At 69.1% G+C, this 4,127-nt stretch carries 2 protein-coding genes; one reads left to right on the top strand and one right to left on the bottom strand.

Translation table 11 applies throughout. The features are described from left to right. Positions 1 to 42: 42 nt before the first annotated feature. Positions 43 to 2,313 (bottom strand): M4 family metallopeptidase, encoded by a 2,271-nt coding sequence (locus tag ACWGIU_RS31570; RefSeq protein WP_453711539.1) that lies wholly within the window; start codon positions 2,311 to 2,313, stop codon positions 43 to 45. 412 nt (positions 2,314 to 2,725) lie between these two features. Between ACWGIU_RS31570 and ACWGIU_RS31575 the strand changes: the two genes are divergently transcribed. Then, on the top strand, positions 2,726 to 4,127 hold a 1,402-nt coding region (locus ACWGIU_RS31575; protein ID WP_453711540.1), incomplete at its 3' end, for a sugar transferase.

A 4,127-nucleotide genomic window follows, 5' to 3' on the forward strand; every position in this document is an offset into this window, starting at 1 on the left:
GTGTCTATCTGCTCAGCTCTCGTTCACCCTGCCCCGGTGGGGTCAGAAGGTGAGCTTCCAGCTGTTGATGTAGCCGGTGTCCAGGCTCGCCTGGTCCGCGACCCGCAGCTTCCAGGTGCCGTTGGCGACCTCGGAGGAGGCGTTCACGGTGAAGGACTGGACGATGTTGTCCGCGCTGCCGCCGCTGCGGTTGCGCAGGTTGTAGACGGTGCCGTCGGGGGCGACCAGGTCGACCCGCAGGTCACCGACGTAGGTGTGGACGATGTTCACGTCCACCTTGAGGGTGCTGGGGGCGTTGCCCGAGCGCGTCACGTTGATCGGGGACTCGACGGTCGAGTTGTCCGCGATCTGGTAGTCCGTGGTGTTCTCGAAGACGTTCGGCTGCGAGGTGCCGACCGTCCAGGTGAACGCCGCGGTGCCGGTCTGGTTCTGCGCGTCGGTCACCGTGACGGTCACGTTGGACGTGCCCGCCGTGGTGGCCGTGCCCGAGATCAGGCCGGTGGAGGAGTTGATCGACAGGCCGGCCGGCAGGCCGGTCGCCGCGTAGCTCAGGGCACCCGGGTTCGTGCTGGTGGCCTGGACCTGCAGGCTGACGGCACCGCCCGTGGCCGTGTTCTGGTTGGCGATCGGGCTGACCGTGACGCCGTTGGAGATGCGGGTACCGACGGCGACGCCGGCCCACGCGTTGGCGACGTTGTTGTAGATGGCCGAGCCCTGGCCGTAGAGGTCGGCGGCGGCCTTCAGCGTCTGGACGCGGGCATCGGCGTAGTTGGTGTTCGACTTGAAGTAGCCCACCGTCAGCGCGCGGAACCAGATCTTCGAGGCGGCGTCACGGCCGATCGCGGTGACGGGCAGGCCGTCCGCGGTCGGCGAGTTGTAGCTCACGCCGTTGACGACCTTGGCGCCCGAGCCCTCGGAGGCCAGGTAGTACCAGTGGTTGGCCGGGCCCGAGGAGTAGTGGACGTCGATGCCGCCGAGGCCCGAGTACCAGCTGTCCTTGGACGCGCCGTCCTTGCTCGGCTTGTCCATGTAGCGCAGCGGGGTGCCGTCGCCGTTGATGTCGATCTTCTCGCCGACCAGGTAGTCGCCGACGTCCTGCGGGTTGTTGGCGTAGAACTCGACGGCCGCCGCCATGATGTCGGAGGTCGCCTCGTTCAGGCCGCCGGGCTCACCGCTGTAGGTCATGTTGCCGGTGACCGAGGTCAGACCGTGGGTCATCTCGTGCGCGGCCACGTCGGTGGAGGTGAGCGGCTTGTTGTTGCCCTCACCGTCGCCGTAGGTCATGCAGAAGCAGGAGTCGCTCCAGAACGCGTTGACATAGGCGTTGCCGTAGTGGACCCGGGTGTACGGGGCCACGCCGTCGTTGCGCAGGCCGTTGCGGCCGTGCACGTTCTTGTAGTAGTCCCATGTGACGCCCGCGCCGTAGTGGGCGTCCGCGCCGGCGGTCTCCAGGTTGGACGGCAGGTTGTTGCCCCAGGTGTCGTCCGGGCCGGAGAACAGGGTGCCGGTGCCGGAGCCGGTGCCGCGGTTGAGGTTGTACGTCTTGTGGTTGCCGCGAGCGGCATCCGTCAGGTTCCAGGTGCTGCCCGACTGAGTGGTCCCGAGGGTCACCTGGCCGCTGTACATCGTGTTGCCGGTGCCGGTCTCGACGGCCTGCCACTCGGTGATCTTGGCGCCGGTCTTGGCGTTGGTCACCACGTGGAGCTCGTTCGGCGTGCCGTCGTGCTGGAAGCCGCCGACGACGGTCTCGAACGCGAGGACCGGCGCGCCCTCGGCCGCCCAGATCACCTTGCGGGCGCCCTTGGAGGCCTTGGCCTCCTTGGAGCCCTCGGCGTTGGCGGCGGAGACGGCCTGGCTCTCGGCGGCCGCCGGGGTCACGGTGGCGCTGGTGTCCGCGACCTTGATCTCGTGGTTGGTCGCCTTGGTCACACTCTTGGTGACGCCGTCCTTGGCGTGGACGGTGAGGTCACCACCGAGGACGGGCAGTCCGTCGTAGGTGCGCTCGTAGGTCGTGTGCGTGGTGCCGTCCGCATCCTGGACCACGTCGCGGACGACGAGCTTCTCGCCACTGCCGAGGCCGAGCGCCTTGGCGGCCTGCACGGTGGTCGAGTTGGCATCGGCCAGGAGCGTCGCACGCTCCGAGGCACTGAGTGCGCGGTTGGCCGCGCCCGGGTTGGGCTGGGCGGCCTTGGAGGCCTGCGACGCGGTGGCGTCGGCGGTCGCGGTGCCGGTCTGTATGCCTACGGCGAGCAGGGCTGCCGCGGCAACGAGCGCGCCGGCAGCGGTGGCACGCCTCTGGGGGGTGGACCTCAACGCAGACTCCTTCTGCAAGGGGGGTTCCGGATGGCTGGGTGGGCCTCCGGGCAGAACAGGGCTGGTGCGATGAACGGTCGAAGATTGCCACTCGCAGCAACAGATGTCAGGGGCGCGTCAAAAGGTTGGCCGGAAACGGTCCGTTGTCCGAAGATGTGTATCCGGTATCCGGAACATTCGCCTTCGCGGGACTTCTGGACCGTCCGGCATCCGGAACGTCTTATACCGGTTGCTAACACTTGCGCAACAAGAGGCTGCGTTAACCCGAACGGCATTTACCGTACGGGTGTTTGTCGTACTGTTTCCCGGTGCGGCAGATGTTCGTTGCCAGGGGAAGCGATGGGCGCCCGCCGCTGTCATAGACCACGTGCCAGGGGGGCCCATGAGGCATGTTCATATTCCTGCGCAAAGAATGGCCAGAGCGGCCCGGGAGTCCCTTGCGCCCGCACGGCGCCTGGGGGACAAGGCCCGTTGGTACCGCCCGGCCGCAATCACCGCCGACTTCCTGGGCGCCGCGATCCCGGTAGGACTCGTCTTCGACGCCGCGCAGCAGGTCCGGCCCGTCTACTGCGCCCTGGCCGCCGCCGTGGCGTGGACCGGGGTGCAGGCCCTGCGCCGGCGCTACGCGACCCGGACGCTCGGGGAGTCCCGCGGCGTACTGCCCGTCGTACATGACTGGCTGATTCTGATCGGTGTTCTGGCCGTGGCACGCGTGGTGACCGAAGAGGCCACCCCCCGGCTGTCCGCTCTCGGGGCCCTGCTGCCCGCTCTGCTCATCACCATCGCCTGCCACAAACTGACCTACCGCCACCTCTCGGCCGCCCGGCGCGAGGCCCAGGCCGTCAGCCGTGTCCTGGTCGTCGGCGAGCCCGACGCGGCCGAGGACGTCATCGCGCACCTAGCCGCCCGCACCGACCACCCGTACGTCGTCGTCGGCGTGGTCCCGGTCGGTGCCGGGCCGCTTGCCAGCGGGGTGCCCGTGGCGGCGCGGCTCGACGGACGGACCCCCGAGGCCCCGAACGGCGACTCCGCGGCCGTGCTCGGCGCCGTCGCCAGTCACCACGCCGACCTGGTGCTGGTGGCCCCGGGCGTGCGGATCACGGGGGAGCGGCTGCGCAGGATCGCCTGGGCGCTGCACGACGCGGGCCTCGAACTCGCCGTCTTCCCCGGGCTGGTGGAAGTCTCCGTCAAGCGGCTGGAGACCCTGTCCGCGGGCGGGCTCGCCGTGCTGCGGGTGGCGCCGCCCGTCGGCCGCGGGGTGCAGACCCTGCTCAAGTCGGCCCTGGACCGGGTCGGAGCCGCGGCCGGACTGCTGTTGCTCTCCCCGGTATTCCTGGGGATCGTCCTGGCCATACGCCTCGGCTCGCGCGGCCCGGCGTTCTACCGGCAGCGGCGGATAGGCCGCGACGGTGTCCCCTTCGTCATGTGGAAGTTCCGCACGATGGTCGTGGACGCCGACGCCCTCAAGGACGAGCTGTCCGGGTCCAACGAGAACGACGGCCTGATGTTCAAGATGCGCCGTGACCCCCGGGTGACCCGGGTGGGCCGGCTGCTGCGGCGTACCTCGCTGGACGAACTCCCTCAGCTGATCAACGTACTGACCGGCAACATGTCGCTGGTCGGCCCGCGCCCGCCGCTTCCGGAGGAGGTGGCGAAGTACGACGAGGTCGAGCTGCGCCGGCTCACCGTGCGGCCGGGGATGACGGGACTGTGGCAGATCAGCGGAAGGTCCGACCTGTCCTGGGACGAAACGATCCAGCTTGACCTGCAGTACGTCGACAACTGGTCCTTCACCAGCGATGTCGACGTCATGG

Source organism: Streptomyces sp. NPDC054840 (assembly GCF_053611065.1).